This is a genomic window from Pseudomonas sp. OV546, from assembly GCF_900116845.1.
GTDB lineage: Bacteria > Pseudomonadota > Gammaproteobacteria > Pseudomonadales > Pseudomonadaceae > Aquipseudomonas > Aquipseudomonas petroselini.
This window is the reverse complement of sequence record NZ_FPCE01000003.1, coordinates 480,908-494,506: the sequence shown is the minus strand read 5'-3', so window position 1 is coordinate 494,506 and position 13,599 is coordinate 480,908. Positions and strand designations below refer to the sequence as shown.

The 13,599-nt window shown below is 61.0% G+C and carries 16 protein-coding genes; 4 read left to right on the top strand and 12 right to left on the bottom strand.

Annotation, left to right across the window (positions count from 1 at the left end; all coding sequences use genetic code 11):
* Nucleotides 1-3: 3 nt before the first annotated feature.
* The 4 genes from BM403_RS10310 to exbB all read right to left on the bottom strand — a co-directional run bounded on the left by BM403_RS10310 (nt 4) and on the right by exbB (nt 3,239).
* Nucleotides 4-924, bottom strand: a complete 921-nt coding sequence (locus BM403_RS10310; protein ID WP_015886540.1) for a hydrogen peroxide-inducible genes activator — start codon at nt 922-924, stop codon at nt 4-6.
* 168 nt (nt 925-1,092) lie between these two features.
* Entirely contained in the window at nt 1,093-1,842 is a 750-nt protein-coding gene (locus tag BM403_RS10305; protein ID WP_015886539.1) for a TonB family protein, read from the bottom strand.
* The gene (gene exbD / locus BM403_RS10300) at nt 1,839-2,264 is read right to left on the bottom strand and encodes a TonB system transport protein ExbD (RefSeq protein WP_003195519.1); all 426 of its coding nucleotides are present in this window, start codon (nt 2,262-2,264) and stop codon (nt 1,839-1,841) included. Before exbD ends, BM403_RS10305 begins: the two co-directional genes overlap by 4 nt.
* Before the next feature lie 6 nt (nt 2,265-2,270).
* Nucleotides 2,271-3,239 (bottom strand): tonB-system energizer ExbB, encoded by a 969-nt coding sequence (gene exbB, locus BM403_RS10295; protein WP_046034851.1) that lies wholly within the window; start codon nt 3,237-3,239, stop codon nt 2,271-2,273.
* A 186-nt stretch (nt 3,240-3,425) separates the two neighbouring features.
* Between exbB and BM403_RS10290 the strand changes: the two genes are divergently transcribed.
* On the top strand, nt 3,426-4,277 hold the full coding sequence (locus tag BM403_RS10290) for an SDR family oxidoreductase (RefSeq protein WP_043206063.1): 852 nt from the start codon (nt 3,426-3,428) through the stop codon (nt 4,275-4,277).
* 125 nt (nt 4,278-4,402) lie between these two features.
* Here BM403_RS10290 and BM403_RS10285 read toward each other — a convergent pair whose 3' ends face one another.
* From BM403_RS10285 to BM403_RS10260, 6 genes are all read right to left on the bottom strand, one after another.
* Entirely contained in the window at nt 4,403-5,146 is a 744-nt protein-coding gene (locus BM403_RS10285) for a hypothetical protein (protein WP_093542663.1), read from the bottom strand.
* A gap of 56 nt (nt 5,147-5,202) precedes the next feature.
* Nucleotides 5,203-5,583 (bottom strand): RidA family protein, encoded by a 381-nt coding sequence (locus tag BM403_RS10280; protein ID WP_003176922.1) that lies wholly within the window; start codon nt 5,581-5,583, stop codon nt 5,203-5,205.
* Nucleotides 5,584-5,619: 36 nt separating this feature from the next.
* The gene (gene spoT / locus BM403_RS10275; RefSeq protein ID WP_015886535.1) at nt 5,620-7,725 is read right to left on the bottom strand and encodes a bifunctional GTP diphosphokinase/guanosine-3',5'-bis pyrophosphate 3'-pyrophosphohydrolase; all 2,106 of its coding nucleotides are present in this window, start codon (nt 7,723-7,725) and stop codon (nt 5,620-5,622) included.
* A 60-nt stretch (nt 7,726-7,785) separates the two neighbouring features.
* The gene (rpoZ, locus tag BM403_RS10270; RefSeq protein WP_003176920.1) at nt 7,786-8,049 is read right to left on the bottom strand and encodes a DNA-directed RNA polymerase subunit omega; all 264 of its coding nucleotides are present in this window, start codon (nt 8,047-8,049) and stop codon (nt 7,786-7,788) included.
* A 167-nt stretch (nt 8,050-8,216) separates the two neighbouring features.
* Nucleotides 8,217-8,837, bottom strand: a complete 621-nt coding sequence (gene gmk, locus BM403_RS10265; protein WP_010168203.1) for a guanylate kinase — start codon at nt 8,835-8,837, stop codon at nt 8,217-8,219.
* Between the two features lie 10 nt (nt 8,838-8,847).
* Nucleotides 8,848-9,711 (bottom strand): YicC/YloC family endoribonuclease, encoded by an 864-nt coding sequence (locus tag BM403_RS10260; protein WP_064053246.1) that lies wholly within the window; start codon nt 9,709-9,711, stop codon nt 8,848-8,850.
* A gap of 185 nt (nt 9,712-9,896) precedes the next feature.
* Here BM403_RS10260 and rph point away from each other — a divergent pair, with 185 nt between their 5' ends.
* Nucleotides 9,897-10,619, top strand: a complete 723-nt coding sequence (gene rph / locus BM403_RS10255; RefSeq protein ID WP_010207511.1) for a ribonuclease PH — start codon at nt 9,897-9,899, stop codon at nt 10,617-10,619.
* A 22-nt stretch (nt 10,620-10,641) separates the two neighbouring features.
* The gene (locus BM403_RS10250; protein ID WP_015886533.1) at nt 10,642-11,010 is read left to right on the top strand and encodes a DUF4870 domain-containing protein; all 369 of its coding nucleotides are present in this window, start codon (nt 10,642-10,644) and stop codon (nt 11,008-11,010) included.
* Nucleotides 11,011-11,068: 58 nt separating this feature from the next.
* Here BM403_RS10250 and BM403_RS10245 read toward each other — a convergent pair whose 3' ends face one another.
* Nucleotides 11,069-11,848, bottom strand: a complete 780-nt coding sequence (locus BM403_RS10245; RefSeq protein WP_003195493.1) for an exodeoxyribonuclease III — start codon at nt 11,846-11,848, stop codon at nt 11,069-11,071.
* 82 nt (nt 11,849-11,930) lie between these two features.
* On the opposite strand from BM403_RS10245, the gene pyrE reads away from it, so the two are divergent.
* On the top strand, nt 11,931-12,575 hold the full coding sequence (gene pyrE, locus BM403_RS10240; protein WP_093542661.1) for an orotate phosphoribosyltransferase: 645 nt from the start codon (nt 11,931-11,933) through the stop codon (nt 12,573-12,575).
* Nucleotides 12,576-12,681: 106 nt separating this feature from the next.
* Here pyrE and argB read toward each other — a convergent pair whose 3' ends face one another.
* On the bottom strand, nt 12,682-13,587 hold the full coding sequence (argB, locus tag BM403_RS10235) for an acetylglutamate kinase (protein WP_015886532.1): 906 nt from the start codon (nt 13,585-13,587) through the stop codon (nt 12,682-12,684).
* Nucleotides 13,588-13,599: the final 12 nt, after the last annotated feature.

Sequence of the window (13,599 nt, the reverse complement as noted above, 5' to 3'; positions counted from 1 at the left end):
TGCTTAACTCGCAGCAGGCGGCTTGGCCACCGAACACAGGCGGATCGAGTCGGCGAGGATCTCAATGGCTTTTGGCCGTGGGAAGCTGGCGCGCCAGGCGATCGCCACGGTGCGGAACGGCACCGGCGGCGTGAGTGGGCGCACTTCGATCACGCCGGGGGCGTAGTGATGGCTGTCCACCGCCGACAGCGGCAGGATCGAGATGCCCAGGCCCGACGCGACCATGTGCCGAATGGTTTCCAGGGAGCTGGATTCCACGGTGGTGTGCTTGGCGCCGTCGTTGCCTTTGGTCAGGGTCGGGCAGGCTTCGAGGACCTGGTCGCGGAAGCAATGACCTTCGCCGAGCAGCAGCAGGCTCTTGTCGTTGAGCAGGCCGGCGTCGATGGTGTCTTTCTGCGTCCACGGGTGGGAGGCCGGCATCAGCACGTAGAACGGCTCGTCGTAGAGCGGCAGGGTCAGCACGTCGGCTTCATTGAACGGCAGGGCGATGATGATTGCGTCCAGCTCGCCGTTGCGCAGTTTGTCGCGCAGCACGTGGGTGAAGTTTTCTTCGATATACAGCGGCATCTGCGGCGCGACGCGGTGCAGTTGCGGAATCAGGTGCGGGAACAGGTACGGGCCGACGGTGTAGATGGCGCCGACTTTCAGCGGTGCGGTCAGCTGGTTCTTGCCGGCCTGGGCCAGCTCGCGAATGCTCTGTGCTTGCTCCAGCACCTTCTGTGCCTGGGCCACAATACCTTCACCCACCGGGGTGAGGCGCACGGCGCTCTTGCTGCGCTCGAAAATCAGCACACCGAGTTCGTCTTCAAGCTTTTTCACGCCCACCGACAGCGTCGGCTGGCTGACGTGGCAACGCTCGGCCGCGTGGCCGAAATGCTGCTCTTGGGCGAGGGTAACGATGTAGCGTAATTCTGTAAGAGTCATAGCGGGCGTCCATGAGGTTGCGGGCCAAGCATACCGGCTGCAATCGATAGACGCACGTTATCAGAAGTTTGGTAGGGATTGAGCGGGGAGTAGTCGGGAATTTTCTTGTGCGATGCAACCAAAATGTGGGAGGGGCAAGCCCCTTCCCACATTGCTTCCTGTGTGCCTTTAGCGGCGGCGTTTCTCGATGTTGTACACGAACGGTGCAACGATCTCGATGCTGCCACCTTTGAGCATGTCCGCCGGCGGCTTGGGCAGAGGCTGGGCACGACGGATCATGTCCAGCGTGGCACGGTCCAGGTCGGCGTTGCCGGAGCGGCCGACCAACTCGTAGGAAAGCACGTTACCGTCGGCATCCACCACGAACTTCAGGCGGTTCAAGCCTTCCTTGCCACGGGCCTGGGCACCTGGCGGGTATTTCTTGTACTTCTGCAAGTGTGCCAGCAGGGTGCCTTCCCAGGACGCTTTGGCGGCGATCTGTTGTGGCGACGGGCCAGGTACCGGTTGGGCCGATTTTTCAGCCGGCGCTTGGGTCGGTGGAGCGTCGCTCGGCGGGTCCTCGGAGGGTTTCTCCTTGGGCGGCTCGATCTTCTTCTCCACCGGCTTGGGCGGCTGCGGTTTAGGCTTGGGCTTGACCGGCTTGGGCACCTGGATTGTCGGCTTGGGGGCCTCGGCCAGTTTCGGCAGGGGCAGCTCTTCTACCGGTGCAGGCGGTTGCGGCGGCGTTACCACTTTGGGCGGTGCCGGCGGTGGTGGCGCTGGCATCGGGGCCAGGTCGATGACCATGGCGGCCGGTGGCAACTGCACCGTGCGCGGCGCCGACCAATGAAGCGCGATAGCAATCGCGATGGCATGCACGCCCAGTACGACGGCGAGGCTGGTGCCATAACGCGTCAGTTTGTGGCGCGTCGTGATCATTTCTTGGCTGCCGTCTCAAGTCCGACCAGGCCTACCTTGAGGTAGCCGGCTGCCCGCAGGGCATCCATCACGCTCATCAGGTCGCCGTAGTCCACGCCCTTGTCGGCCTGGAAGAAGATCGTCGTGTCTTTTTTGCCTTGGGTCTTGGCGTCGAGCACCGGCCCCAAGGTTTCAGCCTTGACTTCCTCTTCGCCCAGGAACAGGCGTTGGTCCGCCTTGACGCTGAGGAAGATCGGTTTCTCTGGTCGCGGTGCCGGCTTGGCGCTGGACGCGGGCAGGTCAACCTTGATGTCCACGGTGGCCAACGGTGCCGCCACCATGAAGATGATCAGCAGCACCAGCATCACGTCGATAAACGGCGTGACGTTGATTTCGTGGTTCTCGACGAGTTCGTCGTCGCCTTGATTCAAATGCAGGCCCATGGCCGATTACCCCACTTTCACCATGTGCGGTTGCGAGCTGCGCTCGGTAGGCAGGTGATCGAGGTCGCGGCTGACCAGCAGCAGGACTTCCGCCGACGCGTCCGATACCTGAGCCTTGTAGCCGGCAATCGAACGGGCAAAGACGTTGTAGATCACCACCGCAGGAATCGCGGCAACCAGGCCCAGGGCGGTCGCCAGCAGGGCTTCGGCGATGCCGGGGGCAACGACGGCGAGGTTGGTGGTCTGGGTTTTAGCGATGCCGATGAAGCTGTTCATGATGCCCCACACGGTACCGAACAGGCCGACGAAGGGCGCAGTGGAACCAATGGTCGCCAGAACGCCGGTGCCGCTGCTCATGTTACGACCGCAGGCCGCCACCAGGCGCTCCAGGCGGAAGGCCACACGTTCCTTGATGCCTTCTTTTTCGCGGGCGTTGGCCGACAGGCGCATTTCTTCCAGTGCGTCGTGCACCAGCGTGTTGGCCAGGGTGCCTTTCTTGGTCGCGCTTTCGCTGGCTTCCTTGAGGGTGGTGGCCTTTTTCAGGTGGACGATTTCGTTACGCAGACGGCGTTTGGCGCCCAGCAACTCGAAGCCTTTGGCGATCCAGATGGTCCAGGTGATGATTGAGGCGATGGCCAGGCCGATCATGACGGCTTTCACCACCACGTCAGCGTTCTGGTACATGCCCCATGGCGACAGGTCGTGGGCCATGCCCAGGGTGTTGTCTTCTTCCAGCACCACACCGGTGTCGTCGGCGGAGGCTGGATCAGCAGCCTGGGCCGGGTCGGTGGCAGCGGGCGCTGTAGCAGGCGCTGCCGGTGCTGCGGCTGCAGGCGGGGTAGCGGGGGCGGTGGCATCAGCGAAGGCGGCGGTCGGTGCCAGCAGTACGCTGAACAGCAGCGCAGCAATCGCGCGCCAGGCGCGGGATGGGCTGTGACGCTTGGTTGGCGAAGCGGGGGTTGTATTACGTGTCATGCTGGCCGGACCTGAGTAAAAAAATGAGTGATCGTCCTTCCAGACCCAGGGGTCGAGGACAAATGGGCGGTTATTATTGCAAGTAATTCTTGTTAACAGAAGTAATACAGTAACTTTATTTGCCCTTTTTCTGGCCGACGGTCATCTGCGAAGGCTAACCTAGACCTTTCAGTAGGGAGTTTTGTGATGTCAGCGCCTTCGGTTGTGATTGCGGGTTGTGGCGATGTGGGGAGTCGGCTGGCCAGCCAGTTGCTCGCCTCCGGATGGGAGGTGCATGGCCTGCGCCGCGATGTTTCGCGGCTTCCCGACGGCGTGATTGGCATCGCCGGCGACCTGTTCAAGAAAGATTGCCCTGACACCTGGCCGATCGGCGGGGTGGATTACCTGGTGTACTGCGCCGCCGCGACGGATCACGACGAAGCCGGTTATCGCGCCGCTTACGTACAAGGGCTGAAACATGTACTGGAGTGGTTGGGCGACTATGGCCAGGAGCCCAAGCACCTGCTGTTTGTCTCCAGCAGCAGCGTCTACGGGCAGCAGAATGGCGAGTGGGTCGACGAAACGTCGGAGACTCAGGCGAAGGGGTATTCCGGGCAAGTGATGTTGGAGGCCGAGCAAGTGGCGCTTAACAGCGGCATCCCGGCCAGCATTGTCCGCCTGACCGGCATCTACGGTCCGGGCCGCGAATGGCTGTTGACTCAGGTCCGCCAAGGCTACCGTGTAGCAGTCGACCCACCTTTATATGGCAACCGCATTCACGCGGAGGACGCAGCGGGTTTGCTGGCGTTTTTGTTGCGGCACGTGGAAAGCGGCGGCGCGTTGGACAAGGTCTACATCGGCGTTGACGATGCGCCCGCGCCACTGGCCGAAGTGGTGGGCTGGTTGCGCGAATTCCTTGGGGTGACCGAGTGGGCTGAGGACGCCAGTGTGCGGCGGGCGGGCAGCAAGCAGTGCAGCAATGCCCGGGCGAAAGCGTTGGGTTGGACGCCGACCTACCCGACTTATCGCGAAGGCTATGCTGCGATCCTCAAGGGCTGAAACGCAGTCAAAAAATGTGGGAGGGGGCTTGCCCCCGATAGCGGAGTGTCAGCCACAGTTGTATTAGCTGATGTACTGCAATCGGGGGCAAGCCCCCTCCCACATTTGGATTTGCGGCATGGCGGCTATTGTTTTACCAGCAGCCATTGACGGGGCCCGGGGGTGAACTGCGGTACTTCGTCGGCCTGCGCGGTATTCACCGCCTGGAAAATCTCCAGTTGCTTGCCCTTGCGCACAAAGATCCACGGGTTGCCCTGGCCATTGAGTTGCAGCCAGATGCTGTCGTAGCCACCGCTCATGGAGGCGCAGTCACCCGCCAGGCACAGCGAGTACCGATCGACATTCGGCAGGCCCGCGACCTTGCCGTCGGCCTGGAACTGTACGATGGCGCCGCTGCCGAAGCCGTCGGCGATCTTCCAGTCGCCGCCCATGTAGGCCGCGTACAGCGCGCGTTCGAAGTTGGCGCCAATGGGCGCACCGTCCGGCGCGGGCTCTTTGGCGCGGGCAAACAGCTGTTCAGGCTCGTTGTCGTTGGCCACTTGCAGCAGTTGCTTGCCTTTGCGCTTGAGTTCGGTGGCGGAACTGCCGTAGAAGTCCACGCTCCAGGCGCCGGATTTTTCACCCAGCAACTTGCCTTCGGCCACTTCAAAACCGTTGTAATAGCGCGCTTGCGAGGCCTTGGAATTGACCTCCCACTCGAGGTTCGGGCCAAAGCTCTGCAAGGCTTCACGCAAAGGGCCGCCCTTGGCTGCCGCATCGATGGCGGCCTGGTTGATCCAGGTGCCGCTCACATCCAGGTCCGCAGGGTTGCTGGCGCAGCCGCTAAGCAACAGGGCGAGCATTGATGAGGCTACAAGCGCTTTGCGCATCATGAAATCCTTTCGAAACGAAGTCGGCGCAGCCTGTGCGGGCTGCGCCGGGTGTTTTACTCGATGACCAGAATGGCGTCCATCTCAACCTGTGCACCCTTAGGCAGGGCGGCAACACCGATGGCGGCGCGGGCTGGGTAGGGCTGTTCGAAGTACTTGCCCATGATCTCGTTGACCTTGGCGAAGTGGCTCAGGTCGGTGAGGAAGATGTTCAGCTTGACGATGTCTTTGAACGAACCGCCAGCGGCTTCAGCAACCGACTTGAGGTTTTCGAAGACCTGTACGGTCTGTGCTTCGAAGCCTTCCACCAGTTCCATGGTCTTTGGGTCCAATGGGATCTGGCCGGACATGTAGACGGTGTTGCCCGCCTTGATCGCCTGGGAGTAAGTGCCGATGGCAGCAGGGGCTTTGTCGCTGGTGATAACAGTCTTGGTCATGAATGACTCCTTGTAATAAGTGGGCTCGCTGAAGCGCTATGCGCGCATGCGGGTGATGCGGATGACCCCGGTCAAGGCACGCAGTTTCTTGATCACGCGGGCCAGGTGCACGCGGTCGTGGACGCTGACCACAAGCTGGACCACGCTGATACGGCCATCGCGCTCGTCCATGCTGATTTTCTCGATATTGCCGTCGGCCGCATTGACGCTGCTGGCGAGCAGGGCGATCAGGCCGCGCTGGTGTTCGAGCTCCACCCGCAGCTCGACGTTGAATTCGCCGGTGACGTCCTTGGCCCAGGACAGCTGGATGCATTTTTCCGGGTTGTGACGGATTTCGGTGATGTTGCGGCAGTTGTCCAGGTGCACCACCATGCCTTTGCCCGCCGACAAGTGGCCGACAATCGGGTCGCCTGGGATCGGCGTGCAGCACTTGGCGTAGCTGAGCACCAGGCCCTCGGTGCCGCGAATCGCCAGCGGGCCTTCCGGGCTTGGCAGCTGTTCGCCTTCGCCGAGCAGGCGGCGTGCGACGACATAAGCCATGCGGTTGCCCAGGCCGATATCTTCCAGCAGGTCTTCGATGGTTTCCTGGCGGTACTCGTGGAGCATCGCTTGCACGCGCTCTTGCGGGATCTTGTCCAACGCACTGTCGAAACCGTTGAGCACCTTGTTCAGCAGGCGTTCGCCCAGGCTGATGGACTCGGAACGGCGCTGCAGTTTCAAGGCGTGACGGATGTGCGTGCGCGCCTTGCCGGTAACCACAAAGTTGAGCCACGCCGGGTTCGGGCGAGCGCCTGGAGCGCTGACGATCTCGACCGTGGAGCCGCTTTGCAGCGGTTCGGACAGCGGTGCGAGACGGCGATTGATCCGACAGGCGATGCAGCTGTTGCCCACGTCGGTGTGCACGGCGTAGGCAAAGTCGACAGCGGTGGAGCCTTTGGGCAGCTCCATGATCCGACCTTTGGGCGTGAACACGTAGACCTCGTCCGGGAACAGGTCGATCTTCACGCTTTCGATGAATTCCAGGGAATTGCCGGCACGTTGCTGCATTTCCAGCACGCCCTTGACCCACTGGCGGGCGCGAGCATGAGTGCCCTTGGGCTGCTCGTCGCCGCTGGATTTGTACAGCCAATGGGCGGCGATGCCGTTGTTGGCCATCTCTTCCATTTCGCGGGTGCGGATCTGGATCTCGATCGGCACCCCGTGCATACCGAACAGCGTGGTATGCAGCGACTGGTAGCCGTTGGCCTTGGGAATCGCGATGTAGTCCTTAAAGCGGCCCGGCAGGGGTTTGTACAAATTATGCACAGCGCCCAGCACGCGGTAGCAGGTGTCGACCTTGTCGACGATGATCCGGAACGCGTACACGTCCATGATCTCGTTGAAGGCCCGGCGCTTGCCGCGCATCTTTTTGTAGATGCCGTAGATGTGTTTTTGTCGGCCGCTGACTTCGCCCTCGATCTCGTCGATCGCCAGGCAATGGCTCAGCGACTCTTCGATCTTGTTGACGATTTCCTTGCGGTTGCCCCGTGCGCGCTTGACCGCCTGGTAGATGCGCGCCGAACGCATCGGGTGCATGGCCTTGAAACCGAGGTCTTCGAATTCGATACGAATGGCGTGCATGCCCAGCCGGTTGGCGATGGGCGCGTAGATTTCCAGGGTTTCCTTGGCGATGCGCCGACGTTTTTCGCCGGACAGCACTTCCAGCGTGCGCATGTTGTGCAGCCGGTCGGCCAGCTTGACCAGGATCACGCGGATGTCGCGTGCCATGGCCATGGCCATCTTCTGGAAGTTTTCCGCCTGGGCTTCGGCCTTGGTCTCGAAGTTCATCTGGGTCAGTTTGCTGACCCCGTCGACCAGTTCGGCCACGGTTTCGCCAAATTGCGCGCTGAGCGCTTCCTTGGCGATGCCGGTGTCTTCGATCACGTCATGCAGCATCGCGGCCATCAGGCTCTGATGGTCCATGTGCATGTCGGCCAGAATATTTGCCACCGCAAGAGGATGGGTGACATACGCCTCGCCACTGCGGCGGCGTTGGCCGTCGTGGGCTTGTTCGGCGTAGAAATACGCTCGGCGGACCAGGTTGACCTGGTCTGGGCCGAGGTAGGTCGATAAGCGATCGGCGAGGGCGTCTATGCTCGGCAAAGGATGAACTCCTGCCGTTGGCTGTGACCCCGCGCCGTGCTACGTCGACCAGGCATAGGCTTAGACGGCCTCGTTGGACTCGTCCTCGAACGCTGCAAACAGCGGTTCGTCTTCAACGATTTCAGCGTTGGCGATGAACTCGTAGCTCATCAGGCCTTCAGCGATTTCACGCAGGGCTACAACGGTAGGCTTGTCGTTTTCCCACTGGACCAACGGCTCTTTGCCGCCAGTGGCCAGTTGACGGGCACGCTTGGTAGAGAGCATGACCAGCTCAAAGCGGTTATCCACGTGTTCTAGGCAGTCTTCAACGGTTACGCGGGCCATGGTATTCCTCGGAGCGAATGCAAGATGCGCGCTGCCCGGTTGGGCGAGCGGACTAAACAGTTTAAAAAATCACCAGCGTTTAGGGAAGCGCTGATTTTTCGCAGGCCCTCGCAAAACCGCTACAAGCGCCAATGTAAAGCCCTTGCAGCGGTTTTGGGAAGAGCCAATCAGCCGAGCAATTCGGCGAGTAATTTGCCGAAACGCTGCTGTTGGCGTTTTTGCTGGAGCTGATTGGTGCGGAAAATCGCCTTCAAATCATCCAGTGCATGGGCAAAATCGTCGTTGATGATCAGGTAGTCGTAGTCGACGTAGTGGCTCATTTCGCTGACGGCTTCACGCATGCGGCCTTCGATGATCTCGTCACTGTCCTGGCCACGGTTGGTCAAGCGCTGGTGCAACGCCTCCAGGGACGGCGGCAGGATGAAGATCGAACGCGCCTTGGGCATCAACTGGCGCACTTGTTCGGCGCCCTGCCAGTCGATTTCCAGGATCAGGTCGTGGCCTTCGTCCAGGGTCTGCTGTAAGTGGCTCTGCGACGTGCCGTAGAGGTTGCCGAACACTTCGGCGCGCTCGAGGAAGTCGCCATGTTCGATCATCTTGACGAACTCGGTGCGCTCGACGAAGTGATAGTGCACGCCGTTCACCTCACCCGGGCGCATGGCGCGGGTGGTGTGGGAGACCGAGATGCGGATCTGCTCGTCAGCGTCGGTCAGGGCCTTGACCAGGCTGCTCTTGCCCGCGCCCGAAGGGGCGGAAATGATGTAAAGGGTGCCGGTGCTGTGGGTCATGGAGGTTGCCTTACTCAATATTCTGTACTTGTTCGCGCATCTGCTCGATCAACACTTTGAGGTTGACCGCCGCCGTGGTGCTGCGCGGATCGAAAGCCTTGGAGCCCAGTGTATTGGCTTCGCGGTTGAGTTCCTGCATCAGGAAGTCCAGGCGCCGACCGGCGGCACCGCCGGACTTGAGCACGCGGCGCACTTCAAGGATGTGGGTGCTCAGGCGGTCGAGTTCTTCGGCGACGTCGCTCTTCTGCGCCAGCAGGACCATTTCCTGCTCCAGGCGTGTCGGGTCAAGGTCGGCCTTCATGTCGGCGAAGCGGTCGAGCACCTTCTGGCGCTGGGTGGCAAGCATCTGCGGGACCAGCTCACGCAGGGTGACCACGTCTTCTTCGATGGAGGTCAGGCGCTCGTTGATCAGGCGTGCCAGCTCGGCGCCTTCGCGCTCGCGGCCGGCCTTGAGCTCCTTGAGGCCCTGGTTGAACAGGGCCAGGGCTTCGGCATTGAGGGCCTGCGGGTCGGTGGCGTCGGCCACCAGTACACCGGGCCAGGCCAGCACTTCCAGGGGGTTGAGCGCGGCCGGCTGCTTGATCAGGCCGGCGATGGTTTCGGCGGCGGCCACCAGTTGCGCGGCACGGTCGCGGTCGACCTGCAGCGGCTTGCCGGTGGTTTCTTCGGTAAAGCGCAGGGTGCATTCCAGCTTGCCGCGGGAAATGCCCTGGCGCAGCGCTTCACGCACGGCGCCTTCGAGGTCGCGGAATGACTCCGGCAGGCGCAGGTGCGGCTCCAGGTAGCGGCTGTTGACCGAGCGCAGTTCCCAGCTCAGGGTGCCTTGTACGCCGGCTTTTTCGACGCGGGCGAAGGCGGTCATGCTGTGCACCATGGAGGTACCTCGCGTTGCAGTCCCGCAAACACGGGCTGATGGTTAAGAAGGCGCAGGATTGTAGCGCAGTGGGAGGAGCGCGCCCAAACCGAGCATTCGTAACCGGATTTTTTAGCAGTGCCCCGAACCGGTTCACGGCTCTATAATGCTCGGCAGTTTTTCGTCCTCAGTACAGGTGTCTCCCTATGAAACGTCCAAGTGGTCGCGCTGCCGATCAGCTCCGCTCGATCCGCATCACCCGCAACTACACCAAACACGCCGAGGGGTCTGTACTGGTCGAGTTTGGCGATACCAAGGTTATCTGCACCGTCAGCGTTGAAAACGGCGTACCGCGGTTCCTTAAAGGCCAGGGCCAGGGTTGGTTGACCGCCGAGTACGGCATGCTGCCGCGCGCCACCGGCGAGCGTAACCAGCGTGAAGCCAGCCGTGGCAAGCAAGGCGGTCGCACCCTGGAAATCCAGCGTTTGATCGGCCGTTCCCTGCGCGCAGCCCTGGACATGTCCAAGCTGGGCGACGTGACCCTCTACGTCGACTGCGATGTGATCCAGGCCGACGGCGGCACCCGTACCGCGTCCATCACCGGCGCCATGGTGGCCTTGGTCGACGCACTGAAAGTGATCAAGAAGCGCGGCGGCCTGAAAGCGGGCGACCCGCTCAAGCAGATGATCGCTGCCGTATCGGTAGGCATGTACCAGGGCGAGCCAGTGCTGGACCTGGACTACCTGGAAGACTCGGCCGCCGAGACCGACCTGAACGTGGTCATGACCAGCACCGGTGGTTTCATCGAAGTGCAGGGCACTGCCGAAGGTGCGCCATTCCAGCCGGCCGACCTGAACGCCATGCTGGCCCTGGCCCAGAAAGGCATGACCGAGATTTTCGAACTGCAGAACGCCGCCCTGGCTGACTGAGTCGGCCTCAAGGAGAAACGCCATGAATGACAACCAGACGCCAGTGCCTACGCCTTCCTACGAAGTGCGCCAGGGGGCAATGTTGTGCCATCTCGCGGCGTTTCTGGGGTTTGTGTTCCCCTTCGGCAGTGTCGTGGGGCCGCTGATCCTGTGGCAGATGAAGAAAGAAGTGGACCCGTTCATTGATGATCAGGGCAAGGAAGCCCTGAACTTCCAGATCACCGTGGCCATCGCCTGGATAGCTTGCATCGTGCTGGCCTTCGCGGTGATTGGCTTTTTCCTGATGTTCGCCCTGGCGATCGCCACGGTGGTGCTGACCATCATTGGTAGCATCAAGGCCAACAAGGGGATCGCCTATCGCTATCCGCTGACCTGGCGCGTGATCAAATAATGAACAGGCACAAAAAAACCGACAGCGATGTCGGTTTTTTTGTGCCTGGAAAAAGACCTCAGATGGTCAATGTCCAGTCGTAGTCCACGATCAGCGGCGCGTGCTGCGAGAAGCGTGGCTGGCGCGGCAGGCGTGCGCTGCGAACGAACCGGCGCAGGCCGGGGGTCAGCAACTGGTAGTCGAAACGCCAGCCCAGGTTGAGCATCTCAGCCTGTTCGTTATCCGGCCACCAGCTGTACTGGTCGCCTTCGCGGCTGACTTCGCGCAGTGCGTCGACATAGCCCATGTTGCCGACAATCTCGTCCATCCAGGCGCGTTCCGGCGCCAGGAAGCCTGGAGATTGCTGGCTGTCGCGCCAGTTCTTGATATCCAGCTTCTGTTGCGCCACGTACAGCGAGCCACAATAAATGTACTCGCGACGTTTGCGCCGCTGTTTGTCCAGGTAACGGGCGAAATCGTCCATTAGCTTGAACTTCTGGTTCAAGTCTTCATCGCCGTTCTGCCCCGAAGGGAGCAGCAAGGTCGCGATGCTGACCTTATCGAAATCGGCTTGCAGGTAGCGCCCGTAGCGGTCGGCTGTCTCGAAGCCGAGGCCGCTGATGACCGCCTTGGGTTGCAACCGCGAATACAAAGCCACGCCACCTTGGGTGGGCACTTCGGCATCGCAGGCATAAAGGAAGTAGCCATCCAGTTGGAAGGCTGGGTCGTCCAGTTCAAAGGCGGAGGCGCGGGTATCCTGCAGGCAGATGACGTCGGCATTCTGGGCTTGCAGCCAACTGAGCAAACCACGCTCGACTGCAGCCTGAATACCATTAACGTTCACACTGATGATCCGCATAAATGGCCCCAAAAATCGCGTGCGTGTATGATACACGCCGTCTACCTAATTAGCTAAATCCGTGGTATCTGAGGCTTTTTTCATGCAGGCGTATCAACGCGATTTCATTCGTTTTGCCATCGATCGCGGCGTTTTGCGCTTCGGTGAGTTCACCCTCAAGTCCGGGCGCACCAGCCCGTACTTCTTCAATGCGGGTTTGTTCAACTCCGGTTCGGCCCTGGCTCAGCTGGGTCGTTTCTATGCGGCAGCCATCGTTGAAAGCGGTATTTCCTTTGATGTGTTGTTTGGCCCAGCCTACAAGGGCATTCCCCTGGCCGCCGCGACAGCCGTGGCCCTGGCTGAACATCACGGGCAGGACCTGCCGTGGTGCTTCAACCGCAAGGAGGCCAAGGCCCATGGCGAAGGCGGGAGCCTGGTGGGCGCACCGCTGACCGGTGACGTGCTGATCATCGACGACGTGATCACCGCTGGCACCGCCATCCGTGAGGTGATGCAGATCATCACCTCCCAGGACGGCGCCAAAGCTGCCGGCGTGTTGATCGCGCTGAACCGCCAGGAACGTGGCAACGGTGAGTTGTCGGCGATCCAGGAAGTGGAGCGTGATTTCGGTATTCCGGTGGTGAGCATCGTGTCGCTGAATCAGGTGCTGCAGTTCCTGGAAGATGACCCGCAGCTCAAGCAGCATTTGCCTGCTGTTCGTGCGTACCGTGAACAATTCGGCGTCTGACACAGAGCCCCCTCCCACATTTGGATCACCGCAAGGCTCAAGTTAATCGCCTGTATAAAAAAGCCCTGCTCAATCAGATTGAGCAGGGCCTTTTTGTGTGTGGCGTTTAAGGACGCTTGCGGTTACTGATCAGGGTGCCCACACCGGTATCGGTGAAGATTTCCAGCAGGATCGCATTCGGCACTCGGCCGTCGAGGATCAGCGAGCTGCCCACGCCGCCTTGCACCGCTTCCAGCGCGCAACGGATCTTCGGCAGCATGCCACCGTAGATGGTGCCGTCGGCGATCAGCTCGTCGACCTGTTGGGTCGTCAGGCCGGTCAATACCTTGCCTTCCTTGTCCATCAAGCCGGCGATGTTGGTCAGCAGCATCAGCTTTTCAGCCTTCAGCGCTTCAGCCACCTTGCCGGCCACCAAGTCGGCGTTAATGTTGTAGGACTCGCCATTGGCGCCCACGCCGATCGGTGCGATCACGGGAATGAAGTCGCCCTTGACCAGCAGGTTCAGCAGGTCGGTATTGATACCGATCACTTCGCCTACCTGGCCGATGTCGATGATTTCCGGCTGGGTCATTTCCGGCGTCTGACGGGTCACGGTCAGTTTTTTCGCACGGATCAGCTCCGCATCCTTGCCGGTCAGGCCGATGGCGCTGCCGCCGTGGCGGTTGATCAGGTTGACGATGTCCTTGTTGACCTGGCCGCCGAGGACCATCTCCACCACGTCCATGGTCTGCGCGTCAGTGACGCGCATGCCATCGATGAAGTGACTCTCGATCGACAAACGCTTGAGCAGGTCGCCGATTTGCGGGCCGCCACCGTGGACAACTACCGGGTTGATCCCCACGGCTTTCATCAACACGATGTCGCGGGCAAAGCCGGTTTTCAGCTCGTCGCTTTCCATGGCATTGCCGCCGTACTTGATCACCAGCGTCTTGCCGACGTAGCGTCGAATGTAAGGCAACGCTTCGGAAAGGACCTTGGCGGTATTGGCAGCGGCTTCGCGTTCGAGGGTCATTCAGGGCTCCGG